We start from the raw sequence: 17,625 nt of genomic DNA on the forward strand, positions 1-17,625 counted from the left end.
TCGACAGAAAAGAACGCTTCGTCGCTGAATGAGGGGTGAATGACCGATCAGTCCGCCGCTTCGTTCTGCATCTCGGAAATCGTCTCGTCCAGTTGCTCCAACACATCCCGGCGGACGTCGGCGGGCATGTCGTGGTTGGCCGCGATGCTGGCGCGCGCCTTGCGGACACCCGCTAGGGCCGCGGCTTTGGCCTCGCCCGCCTTTCCGCAGAGCACCACGCGGGTGCGATTGAGCGATTTTTTGGAGCCACTATCGAGGTCGTGCGAGAAGTCGGCGTTGGCCCAGGTTGGTCCGCCCTTGCAGCCATCGAAGGCCATCGCGAGCGCCATGCCTTCGTGAGCCTGGCCGTCGTGCATGATCATCCTGCGAACTTCCCGCCGCGTTCCTGGTGCTGCAGGAGGTACGCCGGGGACCGGCGGAACGGGTGGAACCGGCGCGACGACATCCGCCTCGCCCAGCTGGTCGAGGTGCTCCAGGTGCGCTTCCAGCTTTTTCTCGTCGATCGGCTCGTCCGAGCGGATGACGATCGTCTTGCCGTTCTTGACGATTTTGCGTTCGAACATCTTACCCGGCTTGCCATCGTGGTCGGCGTGCTTGGTCATGATCATCACGTGCTTCTCGATACGCGGCTCATCTGGAGCGGTAGGGACGCCTGCCGGCGCGGCTGGTGGGGTCGGCGCGGCAGGCGCCGCCGCCGCATCCTGACCGGCATAGACCACTGTCGCGGTCAGCGGCAGCGCGAGCGCGGCGCCCGCGGCCAAAGTCCAGCGGCCGATGCTCCGGCGGCGCGGCGAAATGTCGCTCATGGTCAGGCTCCTCAGACGGTGGACGATCGATTTGTCGCCAAGAACGGGACAGGCCATCGGCGCGGCGAGCGCGGTGCCGTGGCCGAGCCGCTCGCCCGCGGCGAACGAGGCGATCACCCGGGCATAGGCGGCGCGGGTGCGGGCGTCGCATCCGGCCATCGCGCGGGCGTCGCATGCGGCCTCCTGGTCGCGGCGCATCGCGTTCCACGCGGCCCAGGCGAGCGGGTTGAACCAGTGCAGCGCCAGCAAGGGCTGCGCGACGATGTTGGCGATCAGATCCTTGCCACGATGGTGGGCCAGTTCGTGCTCGATCGCCAGGGCGCGCTCGGCCAGCACGCCGGTGATGAGAAAGCGCGGGGGCAGCACGATCACCTTGTCGCGCACGCCCAGCGCCACCGGAGCATCGACCGCAGGGCTCTCTACGATCCGCACGCCCTCGCGGCAATCGACCTCCACCGCGCCCGTCAGCAGCCGCCGTCGCATCGCCCGGTACTCGAGCCAGCGCGCGACCAGGAACAGCACCGCGCCGAGCAGCCAGGCGATGGTCAGCAGCAGCGCCCACGGGATGACGACCTCGGGCGTGGCGGGGGTCGCCAGGGTCACCGTGATGACCTCCGCACCCGCCGCCGCCGGGACTGAAGCGGGGGCGGCGGGCGCGAAGCCGGCGGGAAGCGGGATCGGCGGCAGCGCGAAACGCAGCAGCGGCAGCAGCCACAGCGCGTAGGACATCCCCGGCCCAAAGGCGCGCGCGACCGGGCGGCGCAGCACCAGCACGGCGGCGATCAGTACGCCGGTCCACACCAGCGTATCGGTCAGGAACGAAGCGAAACCGGCGATCATTGGCCTTCTCCCTTGCGCTTCAATGTTTCCAGCAATGCCTCGATCTCGGCGATGTCGCTATCGGTCAGCGCCTCGGCCGCGGCGAGATGCGCAACCAGCGGGGCGGCGCGCCCACCGAACAGGCGATCGACCAGCCGTCGCGATTCGCCCCGCAGATAGCGCGCGCGCGGGATCGCGGGCGAATAGAGGAAGCGGCGGCCCTCGGCCTCGGTGGTCACCGCGTTCTTGGCGACGAGCCGCGAGAGCAGCGTCTTGACCGTGGCCAGCGTCCAATCGCGATCGTCACAGACTTCCTCGCAGACCTCGGCCGCCGTCAGCGGCGCCCGCGTCCACAACGCCTCCATCACCGCATGCTCGGCATCGGAGATTCGCTCGCCGGTATCGCTGCCCATGGACTCGGCCCCTCGCCGTTTACGTGTGTAGTCGACTACGGTTGTAAACATGAAGCGTGGATGAACGGAGAGACAGGTTTGGCGAACGATCCGGATCGGATCGATCCGCCGTTGGCCGGGTTACCAATTTTTGGTATCGTGCGGTCATGGCCAAGAAGACCACCTCTATCGCCCTCGGCGACCCCTTCGTTCAGTTCGCCCAGCGCAAGGTCGAATCGGGCGAGTTCGGCTCAACCAGCGAAGTCGTGCGCGAAGCGATGCGGCAGTACATGGTCGAGGATACGCGGATCGTGGCGCTGCGTACGATGATCCAGAAGTCGCTGGATAGCGGGCCCGCGCGACCATTCGACTGGGACGCCTTCATGGAGCGGAAGTTCGGCCCGGAAGGCGATGCGTAAAGTCATCGTCCGGCCGGACGCGGAGGCCGACATCGAAGAATGCGCCGATTACACCATCGGGCAATGGGGCCACGAACGGGCCAGAAGGTATGTCGGCGAGCTGCGACGGGCGATGGAAGGTCTGGCGACCACGGCGCTGCGCTATCCGCTCTACGACGACGTGCATCCCGGCCTGCGCCGGGAGCGCAGCGGGAAGCACCAAATCTATTATCTGGCGTTCACGGATCGCGTGGAAGTCCTCAACGTAATCCACGTCCAGCGCGATCCGGGACTGCATTTGAAGGCGGAGACTTGGGCGGATCGGGAGGAAGGAATAATGCCGGACCAGGGAGATCAAATCGGGCTCAGGCATTAAACCGCGCGCCTGCCGCAACCGTCATATCTCAAAGTATTTTTGCGCCGGGCATCAAATCAATAGACCCGCTTCTTCGGCTTGATGTACTCCGCGTCGTCGGTGAGCGTATACTCGTGGACCGGGCGGTAATCGAGCTTTACCCCGCCGCCCTTGCCGCCCCAGCCGTCGAACCAGGCGACGGTGTGCTTCATCCAGTTCTTGTCGTCACGGTCGGGGAAGTCCTCGTGGGCGTGGGCGCCGCGGCTTTCCTTGCGGTTGTGCGCGCCGTGGAGGGTGACGGTCGCCTGGCTGATCAGATTGTCGAGCTCCATCGTCTCGATCAGGTCCGAGTTCCAGATCAGCGAGCGGTCGGAGACGTGGACGTCCTCGAGTTGCTTGTAGGTCGCCGCGAGCTTGTCCTTGCCTTCGGCCATCAGCTCGTCGTTGCGGAACACCGCGGCGTGGGCCGACATCGTGCGCTGCATGTCGGCGCGGATTTGTGCCGTGGGCGAGCCGCCCTTGGCGTTGCGGAAGTGATCGAGGCGGGTCAGCGCGAGATCGGCGCTGTCTTTGGGCAGGGCGGCATGCGCCGAGTTGGGCTTGATCAGTTCCTTGAGGCGATGGCCGGTGGCCCGGCCGAACACCACGAGGTCGATCAGGCTGTTCGAACCGAGCCGGTTGGCGCCGTGGACCGAGACGCACGCGGCCTCGCCGACCGCGAACAGGCCGGGGACGACGGTGTCGGGACCATCCTTGCCGTTCGTCACGACCTCGCCGTGGTAGTTACACGGCACCCCGCCCATATTGTAATGCACGGTCGGCACGACCGGTAGCGGCTGGCGGGTCAGGTCGACGCCGGCGAACACCTTGCCGCTCTCGGTGATGCCCGGCAGGCGCTCGGCCAGGACCTTGGGATCGATGTGATCGAGGTGGAGGTAGATGTGGTCCTTGTTGGGGCCGACCCCGCGCCCGTCCCGGATTTCGAGCGCCATAGAGCGTGATACGACGTCCCGGCTGGCTAGGTCCTTGGCCGAGGGGGCATAGCGTTCCATGAACCGCTCGCCTTCGGAGTTGGTCAGGTACCCGCCCTCGCCCCGCGCGCCCTCGGTGATCAGCACACCCGCGCCGTAGATCCCGGTGGGATGGAACTGGACGAACTCCATGTCCTGGAGGGGCAAACCCGCGCGCAGGACCATCGCCCCGCCGTCGCCGGTGCAGGTGTGCGCGCTGGTCGCGGTGTAATAGCTGCGGCCATAGCCGCCCGTCGCCAGGACCACCGCGTGGCTCTTGAAGCGATGGATCGAGCCATCGTCCATGCACATCGCGATAACGCCGCGGCAGGCGCCGTTCTCCATGATCAGGTCGATCGCGAAGTATTCGATGAAGAAGTCAGCGGCGTACTTGAGGCTCTGCTGGTAGAGCGCATGGAGCATCGCATGGCCGGTGCGGTCGGCCGCGGCGCAAGTCCGCTGGACCGGCGGGCCCTCACCCATGTTCTGCATGTGCCCACCGAAAGGGCGCTGGTAAATCGTGCCTTCGGCGTTGCGACTGAACGGCACGCCGGCGTGCTCGAGCTCATAGACCGCCTGCGGCGCCTCGCGGACCATGTATTCGATCGCGTCCTGATCACCGAGCCAGTCCGACCCCTTGACGGTATCGAACATGTGCCAGGTCCAGTGATCGGGCGAATTGTTGCCCAGACTGGCGGCGATCCCGCCCTGCGCCGCGACGGTGTGCGAGCGCGTGGGGAAGACCTTGGTGATGCACGCGGTCTTCAGCCCCGCCTCGGCGCTGCCCATGGTGGCGCGCAGCCCCGATCCGCCCGCGCCGACGACCACGGTGTCGTACATGTGATCGACGATCTTGTAGGCCGGCTGGATGCTCGCTTTGCTTGGTGCGGTTGCCATGATTTCAGGCGCCCCCCAGCGCGATGCGGACCACGCAGATCACCCCGAACACCGTCGCCGCCAGCGGCAGCGCGTTGAGGGCGACGAGCGAGGCGAACTTGTTGCCCTCGTCATGGACATAGTCTTCCATGAACACCTGGACGCCCAGCTTGGCGTGATGGAAGGTGTTGATGCAGATCAGCGCGAGTAGCATCGCCGGCACCGGCCGAGCCGCCCAGTTGTGGACGGTCTGGAAATCGTAGCCCGGCAGCAGCGCCAGGCTGACAAGCAGCCACGGAATCAGGACGATGTTGCCGATCGCGGTGTAGCGCGCGACGAGCCAGTGATGCGCGCCGTGCTTGGCCGAGCCGAGCCCGCGCACGCGCCCGATCGAGGTTCCGTTGCCCATGTCGCGTTTCCCCCGTCGCGCGCCTCAGCGCAAATAAATCGCCGCCCAGAACAGGGCGGTCAGCACGATCGCGATCGCGGGCACCGCCCACGACCACGCGTTGTTGGTGTCCAGTTCGTAACCCGCGCCGACATCGAGCACGAAATGGCGCAGGCCGGAGGACAAGTGTTCGAAGAACGCCCAGCTCAGCCCGATCAACACGACCTGGCCGTACCAGGCGCTCGCGATGGCAAGGAAGGTGGCGTAGCTTTCCGGCCCCCCGGCAAGCGCGGCGAGCCACCACAGGAACACCGGGATGCCGACGAACGCCATCCCTTCACCCGCGGCGCGGTGGAGGATCGAAACCGCCATCGCCGGACCCCACCGCCAGATCGACAAGTGCGGTGACATCGGCCGATTGCTTTGAGCCTGCGCCATAAGGAGTCCCCCTCGCCGATGTGCGCCCGTCCGAAGGGGCGCCCCCCAGCGGATTTGAATGAGAATCGGTAATAATCGAATTGCGCCCCTGCGCAAGCGGCGCGGCAGCCGATTTGCAATCAGAACGGGATCGCGGTTCCGTCCCACGCGAACAGACCGCCGCTGTCCTCGGGGGCGAGGCTGGCGACCAAGTTGAGCAGGTGCCCCGCCGCCACCGCCGGGGTGAACAGTTTGGCCGACGGCACGCCACGCTGGAACGGCTCCGAGAGCCGGGAAGCGACGGTACCGGGATGCAGTCCGGCGACGATCGCGTCCGGGTGGCTGCGGCCGATCTCGATCGCGAAATTGCGCACCAGCATATTGAGCGCGGCCTTCGCGGCGCGATAACCGTGCCAGCCGCCCAGCCGGTTGTCGCCGATCGATCCGACCCGCGCGGAAAGCACCGCGAACACCGCGCGCCGGTCGCGCGCGAGCAGCGGCAGCATCGCCTGGGCGACCAGCGCGGGGCCGACGGCGTTGATCGCGAACTGTTCGGCCAGGCCTTGCGCGGTGATCGCCCGATACGACTTTTCCGGCCCCGAGCCGTCCGGCCGGGTCAGCATGCCGGTGGCGACGAGGACGAGATCGAACGGCCCTTCGCGTCCGATCGCAGTTGCGGCCGCACCGATCGACGCAGGGTCGCGCAAGTCGAACGCAAACGGCGTGACTTGCGGATCGACCTGCTGTTGGGACCGGCGCGAGCCGGCGTATACCCGGCAGCCGGGATGGCGTTCGCGCAGGGCCGCGACCAGTGCCGCGCCGATGCCCCCGCTCGCCCCGAAGACGGCCGCGCGGGCATATCCGGGGATGGCGGCAGGCGTTGAAGTCATTCCCCTGTGCGTGCGCGGGCGCGCCGTATCTGGCAACCGATTCGGCGCTGCGGCCCCTCTCCCGCCCTGCCAACCCGCAATGCATCCGGTCACATCACGCTCGAAATGCGCTTAACCGGGGTCACTGCGAGACGCCGCGAAGCGCGATCTCCGGCTGTCGCAAAAGCCGTGCGATTGGTCGCCAGTCTATTGTCTATCATATTACTAGAGTTATTGCTCAGGGCGTCGGGACGTAGTCCGAGTCGACCGGCCTTTCCCTCGAGACCGAATGGAACTCATCATGACGAACACCCTCGCCTACCCCAACCGAACCCGCTCGCGCGCTGCCGATACGCCGCTGGTCCTGACCGTTCCCGGCCTGGGCGATAGTGGCTCCGCGCACTGGCAGACCGCGTGGGAGACCTCGCTCGACCGCGATGTCGTGCGGGTCGACCTGGGATCGTGGGACGATCCGCACCGCAACACCTGGGTCAACAAGCTCAACCTCGCGATCCGCAGGGCCGAGCGTCCGGTGGTGCTCGTCGCGCACAGCCTCGGCTGCCTGGCGGTGGCATGGTGGGTCGAATACGAAGCGTTGCAGGAAGAGCATAACGTCGTCGGCGCGCTGCTCGTCGCCCCGCCCGAGGTTGACGGAGCGATCGGAGGGCGCGATCCCGATCCCCGGCTCGCCCGCTTCTCCCCCGCGCCACGCTGCGTGTTCCCGTTCCCGTCGATCGTGGTCGCCAGCCGCAACGATCCGTGGATCGGCTTCGGACGCGCGCGCAGCCTCGCCGAGGCGTGGGGCAGTCGCTTCGCCGACGCCGGCCCCGCCGGGCACATCAACGCGGATTCGGCGCTGGGCGATTGGGAGTTCGGGCGGCTGCTGCTCGATCAGGTCATAGCTCGTGCAGGGCACACGTCAGTCGTGGCAGCCCCACCGCAGCCCGCCCCGCGCGCGCAAGGTCTCGTTGCGGCGTAGGCCCGCCGCACCGGCTGCCGCGGCGATCCCAATCCCCCTTCGGATCGCCGCGGCCTTCGCCTGCAAGGTCGCGCCGGATGTCTCGACTTCGCTCGACATGAGCGGAAAAAACTAGTCTCACGCTCTCCATCCGCTCGTGTCGGGCGAAGTCGAGACACCGCACGCAAGGCAGGCGTTACAGCTTGCCCTCGGCGCTGATCCCAATCCCGCCGGGGCGCGCGGCGAAGCCGGCTTCGAGCAGCGGCGCGGTGACTTCGGCCGGAAGCCCGCCGAGCACCAAGTCGGCGCGCCAGCGGCCGTCGGGCTCGAGCCGAAGGAACAGGTTCTCGAGCCCGGTCGGCCCCTTCATCGGCACGTACAGCGCGGCCTTGCTGCACCGCGCGGTGCCGCTCAGCGCCACCGGGCCGGGCATCAGCTCGCTGAACGGGCTGAGGATCAGGCTGACCTGCCCGCCCGCGCTCACGCAGCGGCCACCGCTCAACTCGGCGTGGAAATCGTCGAAGCCCAGCGCTGTGGCGGGAATCGTTCCGAACGCATCGCCGATCGCAACCTGGCCGCGCACCGCGCTGAGCGAGAGCCAGCCATCGCCGCCTGCAGCATTGGCGGAAAAGTCGCCGGGCGCGCCGGTTCCGGCCAAGCGCTCGATGTGCACCTCGCGCCGGCCGATCAACAAGGGCAGCGGGCGAAGGTGCGCGGCGACGTCACCCAGCGGCAACGCGCCGACGCGCAAATCCCCTATCCCGCCATCCCAGATCGTTCCCGCGACCTCGCGCGCGCTAATCCCGCGCCCGCCGGGGTCGGCCAGGCCGAGCGCGAGGCGCAGCGGAAACGCGGCGATCAGCGCAACCGCGAAGATCGCCGCGAGCGCCAGCTTGCTCCGCCCGGACAGCCGCCCGTCGCGCAGGAAGATCCACCGCTCGATCATGGCCTGACCTTCATCTCGGCGCCCGGCGCAGGCTGGCGTTGACCGATACGCTGCCGTCGGCGGCGGGGGTCATCGTCAGGCTTTCCAGCACGATCCCTTGCGCGGCGAGCCCGTCGAGCCACGCCAGCGCCGCCGAGGGCCGAGCGGTGGGGACTGCGATCGTCGCGGCCTCGGCCCCTTGCGCTTGGTTCGCCTGGAGCACGAACCCGGCGCTGTCCGCGCTCGCCGCGATCACTTGGCTGACCGGTCCGGCCAGCGCGCCGCGGTTCGTCGCCGGAGCCTCCAGCGCGGCGAGCTGCGCGAGGAGTCGCGAACTTGCCTCGACTGCCTCGCGGTGGCGGATGTGGGCATCGTCGTGCGCGCGGCCGAGCGGGAGGACGATGCCGAAGACGAGGACAATCGCCGCCGCGAGGCCACCAGCGACCGCGACCAGCAAACGTTCGCGCTGGGTCAGCCCCGCGAACCAGGTTTGCACGGTTCCGATCATGGCGCGCGCACCGTGATCGGGGCCACGGTGGCGCCGGTGGCGTCGGGAGCGAGGCTGGGGGGGACCGTCACCTGCCAGCCATCCGCCTGGAGCGCCGCCAGCAGCCGGTTGATGGCGTCGGCGGTGGGCGCGGCGGCCTGGAAACGCAGCGTGCCGTCAGCGGCATAGCCGAGGTCGCGCAGCGCCACCGACGGGATCGGGCGCATCGCCCCCAGCAGCGCGGCGGTGGGCGCGGTAAAGCTCGCCCCACCCTCGCCGCGCCGCGCCAGTTCTGCGGCGGCAAGCGATTGCGCGGTGGCGAGATCGACCGCGGCGGGAAAGCGCTTCTGCGCGGCGGCGAGCGCGGCTTGCTCGCGTGCCGAGGCATCGAGGTTGAGCTTCACCGTCTCGACCGCGAGGATCAGAAAGCCCAGCAGCGCCGCCACCGCCGCCATCCGCGCGAGCTGGCGCCAGTCGGGCAGGCGAAAGAACGAGACGCGGCGGGGTGCATAGAGGCCCTGGCGCAAGTTCAGCGGCGGATCACGCCAGGCAGCCAGCAGGGCGCGCTCCAGCGCCGCGTCCGAGACTGCTTCCGGCTCGCTTCCGGCCAGCGCCGCGACCAGCTCGGGCTCGCCCGCGAACGCGGCATCGGCGGTGCGCGCCAGCGGCTGTCCGGCGAGCTGCGCAGACGCCGCGCCAGCGGCCGGTGCGGGCAGGATCAGCGCCGCCGGAACCAGCGCGTCGGGGGCCAAGCCTGCCGTGGCCAGTTCGGCCAGCCACAGATCCATCGCGGAGAGCGCGGCGGTCGCGACGAGAATGCCGCGCTCGCCCTCGCCCACCGCGACGTGCAGGCCCTCGCCGCCGCTCTCCAGCCGCGCCGCGGCGAGCCCCTGCGCCAATGGCATCGTCCCGCGCGGGCGGACCCTTACCGGCGCCTGGTCCGAGGGGACGAGCGCGACCACGCGGTCGCCCTCGCAGGGTTCGCCCCACGGCGCATCGTCGCCGGGGCTATGCGGGTGCCAAGCCTCGAGCGCATCGTCGCACACGCGCCGCCAGTGCCACGCCCCACCCACGGCGGCCGGCAGCACGATCAGCAGGCCGTGCCCGTCGCCGTTCATGGTCCGCTCGTCGGCCCCCGCCATCGTCCGCTCAGCGCTTGTCGGCGTAGATGTCGGCGTCGTTGCCCTCGCCGCCCGGCTTGCCGTCGGCGCCGAGCGAGAAGATCTCGAAGGGGTGCCCGGCCTGGCCCGGCACGACGAACTGATAGGGCCGCCCCCACGGGTCGCTCGGCAGGTCCTTGACGTAGCCCCCGGCGCGATAGTTCTGCGGCAGCGCCAGGTTGGCCGGCGGAGTGCGCAGCGCGGCGAGGCCCTCGCCGACGCCGGGGTAGGTCATGTTGTCGAGCCGGTACATCTCCATCGCCTGCCCCAGCGTGGCGATGTCCCCCAGCGCCTTGACCCGCATCGCCTTGTCCTGGCTGGGCAGGACGTTGATCAGCACCACCGTTGCGAGCAGGCCGATGATGAAGATCACCACCATCAACTCGACGAGGGAGAAGCCGTTTCTCTTCGGATCCTCCCCCTCTTGGGGATGTGCCGGAGCGACGCGGAGGCGAAGGGGTGTCCCCGCCAGCGCTGTCACCCCTCCGTCAGCCCTAGAGGGCTGCCACCTCCCCCTTGCAGGGGAGGAACGGGCTGTAGGTTTCGCTCATTTTCATAGTCCGGTGAGGTTCTGCAACTGGAGGATGGGGAGCAGGATCGCAAGAATGATGGTCGCCACCGCGGCGCCCATGACGATGATGATCGCAGGCTCGAGCAGCGCCAGCGCCGCGCTGGTGAAGCTTTCGAACTCGCGCTCGAGATAGTCGGCGGCGCGTTCGAGCATCGGACCGAGCTGGCCCGCCGCCTCTCCGCTGGCGGCAAGGTAGATCAGCAGCGGCGGAAACGTCTCCGCCTCGCGCAGCGCGGTGGAGAGCGAGCCGCCCGCGCGGACCTTTTCGACGATCCCTTCGAGCGCGCGGCGCTGGACGCTGTTGGAAACTGTCCGGCTCGCCAGTCGCAACCCGTCGACCAACGGCAGCCGCGCCTCGATCATCGTCGCCAGGGTGCGGGCGAGGCTGGCGGCGTGGACGTCGCGGATCAGGCGTCCGATGAGCGGCAGGCGCAGCAGCGCGGCGTCGCAGCGATAACGGATCACCGGATCGCGCAATACGCGCACGAAAAGCAGCAGCAACAGGGCGACTGAGAGAGCCAATGCCCACCACCACTGGGCCAGAAATCGCGAGATCGCGATCACCACGCGGGTCAGCGTCGGCAGCTGGACGCTGGCGTTGTCAAACTGTTCGACCACCTTTGGCACGACCTTGATCATCAGCCCGGTGACCACGGAGATCGCCACCAGCGTCAGGACGATTGGATAAGCCAGCGCGGACAATATCTTGGAGCGGACTTGCGCCTGCTTTTCGAGCAGGTCGGCGAGGCGGTTGGCGATGTTCGGCAGGCTCCCCGAATTCTCCCCCGCGGCGATCATCGCGCGGAAGATCGGCGGAAAGCTCGGCTCCTCGCGCCGCATCGCCTCGGCCAACGGCAGGCCCTCGAGCACCCCAGAATGGACATTGCCAAGAATCGCGCGCGCCCGCGGCTTTTCGGTCTGGCGGCTGATCGTGCGCAGCGTCTCCTCGAGCGGCGAGACGGTCATGAGCGAGGCGAGCTGGCGGGTAAATAGCGATAATTGCTTGGAATTCAGCCGCGGCGCGAACAGCGCGATCCCGCTGGTGGTGACCGCGGCGCGGCTGGCGCTGGCCGCTGCATCGGGGCCCAGCCGCACGACATGCCACTGGCGCGAGGCGAGCTTCTCGGCCGCCTGCGCCTGCGACGCCGCCTCGATCGCGCCGCGCCGTTCCGCGCCCTTGGGATCGATCGCGTGGTAGGCGAAGCGGGGCATCAGATTTCAGCCGACGTGTCTTGCGCCCGCGTGATCCGCGCGGCTTCCTCTGGCGTGGTCTCGCCCGCCAGAACCAGCGCGCGGGCGGACTGGAGCAGGCTGGGGGAATCGGCGAAAGCGTGCGCTGCTATCGCGCCTTCCTCGGCGTTGTCGTGGATCATCCGGCGCACCGCGTCGTCGATGCGGATCGCCTCGAACACGCCAATGCGGCCCGTATAGCCGCTCTGTGCGCACTGCGGGCAGCCTTTGGCGGTGGCGACCTCGGTGCCCGGCGCGATGCCCAGGATGGCCGCAAACGGTGTCCCAATTGCGCTTCTGCTGCTGCAGGACTTGCACAATCGCCGCACAAGTCGCTGCGCAATAACCGCACGTAGCGTGCTGGCGAGGAGGAATGGCTCCACTCCCATGTCGCGCATCCGGGTTATCGCCCCCGCGGCGTCGTTGGTGTGGACGGTGGACAGAACGAGGTGCCCGGTCAGCGAGGCCTGCACCGCGATCTCGGCGGTCTCGCGGTCGCGGATTTCGCCGACCATGACCACATCGGGATCCTGGCGCAGGATGGCGCGCAGCCCTGCGGCAAAGCTCAGGCCGACTTTGGCGTTGACCTGGGTCTGGCCGACGCCGTCAACGGCGTATTCGACCGGGTCCTCGACGGTAAGGATATTGCGCTGCCCATCGTTGAGTCCGCGCAGCGCGGCGTAGAGCGTGGTGGTCTTGCCCGACCCGGTCGGTCCGGTCACGAGGACGATCCCATTGGGATCGGCCAAGGCCCCGCGCAGCAGCTTTTCGGTCGCCGGATCGAGCCCGAGATGGGCGAGATCGAGCCCGGCGTTCTCCTTGTCGAGCAGCCGCAGCACCACCCGCTCGCCCGCGCGGCTGGGCAGGGTCGAGACGCGGACGTCAACCAGCTTGCCGCCCAGGCTCAGCCCGATCCGCCCGTCCTGCGGCACGCGGCGTTCCGCGATGTCGAGCCGGGCCATGACCTTGATCCGGCTGACCAGCACCGGGGCGACGTGCGGCGGCATCCGCAGCTTTTCCTGGAGCACGCCATCGACCCGCATCCGCACCACCAACGCGGATTCGTAGGGCTCGATGTGGATGTCCGAGACGCCCTGGCGCAGCCCTTCGGCGATCAGCCCGTTGATCAGGCGGATCGCGGGAGCGTCGTCGGCGCTGTCGAGCAGGTCCTCGGCGGTTGGCAGGCCAAGCGCGAGCGGATCGAGCCCGTCGCCGGCGATGCCCATGTCGCCCGCCACCGCCGCGGCGCTGCCATCGAGCGCATAGCTCTCGCCGAGCAGCTTCTCGAACCCGGCGGCATCGACCCGGTCGAGCGCCAGCGGGCGGCCGAGCTGGCGGCGCAGCTCGAGCAGGTGGAGCGGGTCGGCGCCCTCGCGCATCGCCAGGCGCACGGTATCTGTGCTGTCGTCGAGGATCAGATAACCGTGATCGCGCGCCGCCGGATAGGGAATCGCCGACGCGACCGCCGGCGCGGTGGTCTCGACCACGCTCACACCTTCGACCAGCGCGACATCGTCGGTCAGCGGAATATCCGCTTCGCTCGTCTCGCTGCCTCGGCGGATGGTAACCATGACCCCGACACTTTACCTCACCGCTCGTGTCGAGCGAAGTCGAGACACGCTGGCACGGGGCGAGCGGGTCTCGACTTCGCTCGACACGAGCGGGGTTTGGAAGCGACGGTCACTGCCCGCTCGGCGGAACCGCCACCGGGCCCAACTCGCCCGGAGCCGGCCGCACCTGCGCCGGCGTGATCACCACGTCGCCCGGTTGCGACACCGCGCCCGGCGGGGTGGCGCCGAGGTAGTCGATCACCAGCTCGTCGATGGCGGGTTCGATCTTGGGATTGAACCGCCGCTGCGCCTCGCGGATGATGCCGTAGCGGCGGGCCGCGGTCGCCTCGCGCTCGGCCTGGCTGCGCAGGATCGTCGGGCGGATGAAGATCATCAGGTTGGTCTTCACCCGGCTTTTTCCGCGCGACTTGAACAGCTCGCCCAGCACGGGAATGTCGCCGAGCAGCGGGACCTTCTGGATGGTCCGCCGCTCGTTGTCGTCAAGCAGGCCGCCGAGCACCGCGATCTCGCCACTGGCGACGGTGATCGTGGTCTTGATCTCGCGCTTGTTGATGATCAGCTCGTTGAACTTGTCCGAGACCGGCCCGACGATCGAGCTGACTTCCTGGCGCAGGTCGAGCCGCACCTCGTTGTCGGCGTTGATCTGCGGGGTCACGTCGAGCTCGATGCCCACGTTCTGGCGCTGGATCGTGCGGAAGGCGTTGTCGAAATTGTTGCTCAGCGCCTCGCCGGTCGAAACCGGGATTTCCTGCCCGAACAGGATCGAGGCGGGGATGTTGTTGTTGGTGGTGATGTGTGGGGTGGAAAGGATGTTGGAATTGCTGTCCTTTTTCACCGCGTTGATCAACACGCCCAGCGCGGCGTTGTTGCCGATATTGGTGAACCCGCCGAAATAGCCGCCCTCGGCGCCGCGCGCCGCGTTGATCGCGTTCTGGCGGAGCAAGTCGCCCGCCGCGCTGTTGGTGCTGGTGGTGACGGTGCTGCCATTGATCGTGGTGGTGGTGTTTTCGAGGTTGTTGGCCAGCAGCCCGCCCGCAAGATCGATGATGTTGGGCGCGACGTTGGAGAAGTTGGTCACCGCGAACGGCACGTCCTTGCCGCCGAACAAGTATTGCACGCCAAGCTGCTTGGCGACGCTGTCGCTGACTTCGACGATGATCGCCTCGACCAGAACCTGGTCCTGACGCTGATCGAGCTGGCGGATAACTTCGCTCAGGCGCCGCTGAACGTCGAGCGGGGCGGAAATGACGATTGCGTTGGCCCCGGGATAGCGCGTTATCACCGCGGTCCCGCGCCCGCCCGCGAGCTGGATCGCGCCGTTGCCAAGGCCTGAACCGATGTTCGCGCTCGCGCCGCCGCCGGTAGTGGCGGTAACGGTGGAACTGGCGGCCGCGCCGCCGCCGCTGCCGCCGCTCGTACCCCCGGTCCCGCCCAGACTGATCGGTGCTGGCGATCCCGAAGCGACCTCGCCGCCACCCTGCCCACCGACCAGCCGTTCGAGCATCGGCACCATCTGCGCCGCATCGGCATAATCGAGCCACACGACCTTGATCTCGCTGCCCCGCGCGGCGCTGGCATCAAGCTGACGCGCGATCGTCGCCAGACGCGCAATCGTTCCGGGATCGCCACGCAGCAGCAGCGTGTTCGAGCTGTCGACCGCGACGACGGAAGCGAGCGACGTTCCACCCTCCCCCGCCGCCGGAATCAGTTCGGTGAGGGCGGCGGCGATCTCACGCGCGCCGGCGTGATCCAGCGCGATCGATTGCGTGCTGTCCACGCTGGTCCGGTCGATCTGCGCGAGCAGTGCGCGAATGCGGCGCACGTTGTCGGCGTAGTCGACCAGCACTAGGCTCCGCCCCGCGCGATTGGCGGTAATCGAGCCTTCGCGGCTGACCAGCGGGCGTAGCGTCTCGACCGCCTGCGCCGCGTCGATCGAGCGCAGGCGGATCACCTCGGTGACCATCTGGTTGCGCGCCGCGCCCTTGCTGCCGATCCGGCTAGGCTGGCTGGCGGCGCCCTCGGCGGGCTGGATGCGGAACGCACCGTTGCCGGTCGGAACCGCGACCAGGCCGTTGGCGCGCAGCGTCGACAGGAACACCTCGAAATATTCCGAGCGGCTTAGCGGGCGGTCGCTGACCACCGAAACCTTGCCCTGCACCCGTCCGTCGACGATGAACGTCCGGCCCGTGACTTCCGCGGCATCGGCGACGAACGCGCGGACATCGGCGTCGCGCACGTTGAGGACATACTGCGCCGCCGCCACCTGCGGCAACGCGAGGGGCCATGGCGGCAAGAGCCGTGGTGAGGGTGCGGTAAAGCGTCATCGCGAGAGCGTTAGCGCCAGCGGGAGCTGCTGTCCGTTGCGCTTGACCATCACCGACACCGCCTGACCCGGGCGCAATTGCGCGGCCAGTTCGGCCTGCGAGCCTTCGCCCGCCACCGGCTTGCCGCCGATGCTGACGATGACGTCGCCTGGCTGGAACCCGGCCGCGCGGAAAGCGCCGCCGTCGCCGCCAGCGCTCACCGCGAGGCCCGCGACCTTGCCGTTCTCGACTCTCGGCTGAAACGAAATTCCTTGGCGCACGGCGTCTGCGGTCAACGTTCCTGAGGCGCCTGCACTGGCAGGCGCGGTTTGCCCGACGGGACCGGCGGGAGTGGAGGCGAGCGCCGTCGCCGCGCTCACCGCGGGCTTCGACTGATCGAGGTAAAGCAGCTCATTGCTACCGCCATGTGACAGTCCGACATGATCGAAGTGCACTTCGGCGAGGATGACCCCGGGCATCACCTCGGCTCCGACCTTGTAGACCCGCTGGATGCCGTCGGCCCCGGCGATGATCGCGCTGCCCCCGCCGGTCGCGGCGTTGACCCTGACACCATACAATGTGAGCGCCAGCGGGGTCACCGTCTCGGCGCTGGCCGCCGGCTTCATGGCATTGGTGCGGTTGAACGGATCGAACCCGGCGAACAGCGCCGAGCGCGCCGCGGGGCTCATCACCCGCACCCCCGCCGGCCGCCACGCGCCGAGCGGCGAGACCGGCGTCACCGCCACCCACAGCAGCACCGCGGCGAGCACCGCGATCGTCGCGGCTAGCGCCCACCACAGCGCATCACCCAGCGCCACGGCAGGCAAGCGTCTGCCGCCAAAGGCAAATTGTTCGCGCGCGAATCGCAAGTTCCGACCGCCTCCTCCGTCGCGCCCGGTTTAGCGGGCGCGGGCCGATCCGCAACCGCAAGGCGGGGCGCGGTCAGAACAGCGAGAGTTGATCGGTCGCACCCGCCGCCGGGGACGCTTTGTCCGCCGCATCCTCCTCGCCCTCGAGCGAGGACAGTCCCAGCCCCATCAGCCTCACCGGCTGCGGCAGCGGCAGCAGCGCCTCCAGCAGCTCGCGCCCCAGCTTGCCGAACGCGGCGCGGCTCTCGACCACCGTGGCCACCGAGCGCACCCGGCTGAGCGTCTGGAAATCGGCGAAGCGCAGTTTCAACGTCACCGTTCGCCCGCGCGACTTGCTCCGCTCGATCCGCTCCCACGCGGCGTCGGCGATGTTATCCAGCGCCTCGCGCAGCGCCGCGCCCGAGGACAGGTCGCGGTCGAAGGTCCGTTCGGCGCTGACCGACTTGCGTGCGCGGTGGGCCTTGACCTGGCGCAAGTCGATCCCGCGCGCGGCGCGATAGAGATAGTCGGCCATCGAGCCGAAGTTGGTGCGCAGGAAGGCAAGATCCTTGTCGCGCAAGTCCGCGCCGGTGACGATCCCCAGCCGGGCCATCTTTTCCGCGCCGCGCGGGCCGACCCCGTGGAAGCGCCGCACCGGCAATCCGCCGACGAACGCGGCGCCTTCGCCGGGGCGGATCACGCACAGCCCATCGGGCTTGTTCTGGTCGCTGGCGAGCTTGGCGATGAATTTGTTGTAGCTGACCCCCGCGCTCGCGGTCAGCCCGGTCTCGGCCTTGATCCGCGCGCGGATCAGCTCCGCGATGCGCGTCGCCGAACCGATCCCGCGCAAGTCGGCGGTAACGTCGAGATAGGCCTCGTCGAGGCTCAGCGGTTCGACGTGCGGGGTGTAGTCCTCGAAGATCGCGCGGATCTGGTTGGAGACCTCCTTGTAGACCTCGAACCGGGCCTTGCGGAAGATCAGCCCGGGGCATAGCCGCGCCGCGGTGACCGAGGGCATCGCCGAGCGCACCCCGAACTTGCGCGCCTCATAGCTCGCCGCGGCGACCACCCCGCGCTCGGACGAGCCGCCGACCGCCAGCGGCTTGCCCCGCAATGCCGGATCGTCGCGCTGTTCGACGCTGGCGAAGAACGCATCCATGTCGACGTGGATGATCTTGCGCAGGCCGGTGGGTTGCTCGTCCGGTTCGGCGGAATCGGCGGTGTCGGACATGCGCCACGACT

General features: G+C 68.6%; 18 protein-coding genes. 3 read left to right on the forward strand and 15 right to left on the reverse strand.

What is annotated here, in order from left to right:
* Positions 1-47: 47 nt before the first annotated feature.
* A complete protein-coding gene (locus GKE62_RS04065; protein ID WP_154691114.1) occupies positions 48-1,646 on the reverse strand; it encodes a M56 family metallopeptidase in 1,599 nt (532 codons plus the stop codon).
* A complete protein-coding gene (locus tag GKE62_RS04070) occupies positions 1,643-2,038 on the reverse strand; it encodes a BlaI/MecI/CopY family transcriptional regulator (RefSeq protein WP_154691115.1) in 396 nt (131 codons plus the stop codon). The genes GKE62_RS04065 and GKE62_RS04070 overlap by 4 nt, the downstream gene beginning before the upstream one ends.
* A gap of 146 nt (positions 2,039-2,184) precedes the next feature.
* Between GKE62_RS04070 and GKE62_RS04075 the strand changes: the two genes are divergently transcribed.
* Both GKE62_RS04075 and GKE62_RS04080 read left to right on the forward strand, forming a co-directional pair.
* The gene (locus GKE62_RS04075) at positions 2,185-2,436 is read left to right on the forward strand and encodes a type II toxin-antitoxin system ParD family antitoxin (RefSeq protein WP_154691116.1); all 252 of its coding nucleotides are present in this window, start codon (positions 2,185-2,187) and stop codon (positions 2,434-2,436) included.
* Positions 2,429-2,791 (forward strand): type II toxin-antitoxin system RelE/ParE family toxin, encoded by a 363-nt coding sequence (locus GKE62_RS04080; RefSeq protein ID WP_154691117.1) that lies wholly within the window; start codon positions 2,429-2,431, stop codon positions 2,789-2,791. Before GKE62_RS04075 ends, GKE62_RS04080 begins: the two co-directional genes overlap by 8 nt.
* 56 nt (positions 2,792-2,847) lie before the next feature.
* On the opposite strand, the gene sdhA is transcribed toward GKE62_RS04080, so the two are convergent.
* The 4 genes from sdhA to GKE62_RS04100 form a co-directional block, all read right to left on the reverse strand.
* Positions 2,848-4,650 (reverse strand): succinate dehydrogenase flavoprotein subunit, encoded by a 1,803-nt coding sequence (gene sdhA / locus GKE62_RS04085; protein ID WP_154693554.1) that lies wholly within the window; start codon positions 4,648-4,650, stop codon positions 2,848-2,850.
* 31 nt (positions 4,651-4,681) lie between these two features.
* Positions 4,682-5,065 carry a succinate dehydrogenase, hydrophobic membrane anchor protein gene (gene sdhD, locus GKE62_RS04090; protein WP_154691118.1) on the reverse strand — a complete coding sequence of 128 codons (384 nt, stop codon included), beginning with the start codon at positions 5,063-5,065 and terminating at the stop codon, positions 4,682-4,684.
* Between the two features lie 24 nt (positions 5,066-5,089).
* Positions 5,090-5,482 carry a succinate dehydrogenase, cytochrome b556 subunit gene (gene sdhC, locus GKE62_RS04095; protein ID WP_154691119.1) on the reverse strand — a complete coding sequence of 131 codons (393 nt, stop codon included), beginning with the start codon at positions 5,480-5,482 and terminating at the stop codon, positions 5,090-5,092.
* Positions 5,483-5,601: 119 nt separating this feature from the next.
* Positions 5,602-6,351 (reverse strand): SDR family NAD(P)-dependent oxidoreductase, encoded by a 750-nt coding sequence (locus GKE62_RS04100; protein ID WP_154691120.1) that lies wholly within the window; start codon positions 6,349-6,351, stop codon positions 5,602-5,604.
* Positions 6,352-6,631: 280 nt separating this feature from the next.
* Here GKE62_RS04100 and GKE62_RS04105 point away from each other — a divergent pair, with 280 nt between their 5' ends.
* On the forward strand, positions 6,632-7,309 hold the full coding sequence (locus GKE62_RS04105) for an alpha/beta hydrolase (RefSeq protein WP_195908580.1): 678 nt from the start codon (positions 6,632-6,634) through the stop codon (positions 7,307-7,309).
* Between the two features lie 175 nt (positions 7,310-7,484).
* Here GKE62_RS04105 and gspN read toward each other — a convergent pair whose 3' ends face one another.
* The 9 genes from gspN to dinB all read right to left on the reverse strand — a co-directional run bounded on the left by gspN (position 7,485) and on the right by dinB (position 17,614).
* On the reverse strand, positions 7,485-8,234 hold the full coding sequence (gene gspN, locus GKE62_RS04110) for a type II secretion system protein N (protein ID WP_154691122.1): 750 nt from the start codon (positions 8,232-8,234) through the stop codon (positions 7,485-7,487).
* A 10-nt stretch (positions 8,235-8,244) separates the two neighbouring features.
* Positions 8,245-8,721, reverse strand: a complete 477-nt coding sequence (gspM, locus tag GKE62_RS04115) for a type II secretion system protein GspM (protein ID WP_154691123.1) — start codon at positions 8,719-8,721, stop codon at positions 8,245-8,247.
* Entirely contained in the window at positions 8,718-9,842 is a 1,125-nt protein-coding gene (gene gspL / locus GKE62_RS04120; protein WP_154691124.1) for a type II secretion system protein GspL, read from the reverse strand. The genes gspM and gspL overlap by 4 nt, the downstream gene beginning before the upstream one ends.
* Positions 9,843-9,849: 7 nt before the next feature.
* Positions 9,850-10,239 (reverse strand): type II secretion system major pseudopilin GspG, encoded by a 390-nt coding sequence (gene gspG, locus GKE62_RS04125; RefSeq protein WP_370516058.1) that lies wholly within the window; start codon positions 10,237-10,239, stop codon positions 9,850-9,852.
* A gap of 174 nt (positions 10,240-10,413) precedes the next feature.
* On the reverse strand, positions 10,414-11,643 hold the full coding sequence (gspF, locus tag GKE62_RS04130; RefSeq protein WP_154691126.1) for a type II secretion system inner membrane protein GspF: 1,230 nt from the start codon (positions 11,641-11,643) through the stop codon (positions 10,414-10,416).
* On the reverse strand, positions 11,643-13,232 hold the full coding sequence (locus GKE62_RS04135) for a GspE/PulE family protein (RefSeq protein ID WP_154691127.1): 1,590 nt from the start codon (positions 13,230-13,232) through the stop codon (positions 11,643-11,645). Before GKE62_RS04135 ends, gspF begins: the two co-directional genes overlap by 1 nt.
* Positions 13,233-13,341: 109 nt before the next feature.
* The gene (gspD, locus tag GKE62_RS04140) at positions 13,342-15,525 is read right to left on the reverse strand and encodes a type II secretion system secretin GspD (protein WP_154691128.1); all 2,184 of its coding nucleotides are present in this window, start codon (positions 15,523-15,525) and stop codon (positions 13,342-13,344) included.
* A gap of 27 nt (positions 15,526-15,552) precedes the next feature.
* Positions 15,553-16,353 carry a type II secretion system protein N gene (locus tag GKE62_RS04145; RefSeq protein WP_195908581.1) on the reverse strand — a complete coding sequence of 267 codons (801 nt, stop codon included), beginning with the start codon at positions 16,351-16,353 and terminating at the stop codon, positions 15,553-15,555.
* Positions 16,354-16,477: 124 nt separating this feature from the next.
* Positions 16,478-17,614 (reverse strand): DNA polymerase IV, encoded by a 1,137-nt coding sequence (gene dinB / locus GKE62_RS04150; protein WP_154691130.1) that lies wholly within the window; start codon positions 17,612-17,614, stop codon positions 16,478-16,480.
* Between the last annotated feature and the right edge of the window lie 11 nt (positions 17,615-17,625).

This window comes from Novosphingobium sp. Gsoil 351, assembly GCF_009707465.1.
Classification (GTDB): Bacteria; Pseudomonadota; Alphaproteobacteria; order Sphingomonadales; family Sphingomonadaceae; genus Novosphingobium.

What these genes read in the sequence shown, in the direction of transcription:
- GKE62_RS04065 (WP_154691114.1), bottom strand. Translation starts at nt 1,646, where the DNA reads ATGATCGCCGGTTTCGCTTCGTTCCTGACCGATACGCTGGTGTGGACC.
- GKE62_RS04070 (WP_154691115.1), bottom strand. Translation starts at nt 2,038, where the DNA reads ATGGGCAGCGATACCGGCGAGCGAATCTCCGATGCCGAGCATGCGGTG.
- GKE62_RS04075 (WP_154691116.1), top strand. Translation starts at nt 2,185, where the DNA reads ATGGCCAAGAAGACCACCTCTATCGCCCTCGGCGACCCCTTCGTTCAG.
- GKE62_RS04080 (WP_154691117.1), top strand. Translation starts at nt 2,429, where the DNA reads ATGCGTAAAGTCATCGTCCGGCCGGACGCGGAGGCCGACATCGAAGAA.
- sdhD (WP_154691118.1), bottom strand. Translation starts at nt 5,065, where the DNA reads ATGGGCAACGGAACCTCGATCGGGCGCGTGCGCGGGCTCGGCTCGGCC.
- sdhC (WP_154691119.1), bottom strand. Translation starts at nt 5,482, where the DNA reads ATGGCGCAGGCTCAAAGCAATCGGCCGATGTCACCGCACTTGTCGATC.
- GKE62_RS04100 (WP_154691120.1), bottom strand. Translation starts at nt 6,351, where the DNA reads ATGACTTCAACGCCTGCCGCCATCCCCGGATATGCCCGCGCGGCCGTC.
- GKE62_RS04105 (WP_195908580.1), top strand. Translation starts at nt 6,632, where the DNA reads ATGACGAACACCCTCGCCTACCCCAACCGAACCCGCTCGCGCGCTGCC.
- gspN (WP_154691122.1), bottom strand. Translation starts at nt 8,234, where the DNA reads ATGATCGAGCGGTGGATCTTCCTGCGCGACGGGCGGCTGTCCGGGCGG.
- gspM (WP_154691123.1), bottom strand. Translation starts at nt 8,721, where the DNA reads ATGATCGGAACCGTGCAAACCTGGTTCGCGGGGCTGACCCAGCGCGAA.
- gspL (WP_154691124.1), bottom strand. Translation starts at nt 9,842, where the DNA reads ATGGCGGGGGCCGACGAGCGGACCATGAACGGCGACGGGCACGGCCTG.
- gspG (WP_370516058.1), bottom strand. Translation starts at nt 10,239, where the DNA reads ATGGTGGTGATCTTCATCATCGGCCTGCTCGCAACGGTGGTGCTGATC.
- gspF (WP_154691126.1), bottom strand. Translation starts at nt 11,643, where the DNA reads ATGCCCCGCTTCGCCTACCACGCGATCGATCCCAAGGGCGCGGAACGG.
- GKE62_RS04135 (WP_154691127.1), bottom strand. Translation starts at nt 13,232, where the DNA reads ATGGTTACCATCCGCCGAGGCAGCGAGACGAGCGAAGCGGATATTCCG.
- dinB (WP_154691130.1), bottom strand. Translation starts at nt 17,614, where the DNA reads ATGTCCGACACCGCCGATTCCGCCGAACCGGACGAGCAACCCACCGGC.